This window comes from Arthrobacter koreensis, assembly GCF_035792275.1.
Classification (GTDB): Bacteria; Actinomycetota; Actinomycetes; order Actinomycetales; family Micrococcaceae; genus Arthrobacter_B; species Arthrobacter_B koreensis_A.
Map to the genome: position 1 here is coordinate 1 of NZ_JAMWKK010000035.1, position 257 is coordinate 257.

The 257-nt window shown below is 67.3% G+C and carries 1 pseudogene; it reads right to left on the reverse strand.

Annotated features, from left to right (window positions below):
- Positions 1–257, reverse strand: a pseudogene (locus tag NGB94_RS16720) (IS481 family transposase); the annotation flags it as partial.

Genomic DNA, 257 nt, shown 5'->3' on the forward strand with positions numbered 1-257 from the left:
CGAACGCGTTGTCCGTCATGACTCGTTTCACCGGTGCCCCGTGGGCGGCCATGAACGCGGCAGCCCGCTCCAGGAACCCGGCGCAGGTCGGACCCTTCTCATCGGGGTGGACTTCCACGAACGCGAGCCGTGAGTGATCATCCACGGCGACGTGGACGTAGTCGAAACCGACTTTCGTGTGGCCGGTGCTGTGGTTGCGGGCGGACTGGTTAGGGTCTGCCCGCCAGCCGCCCCCGTCGGGGATCCGGCCGAGTTTC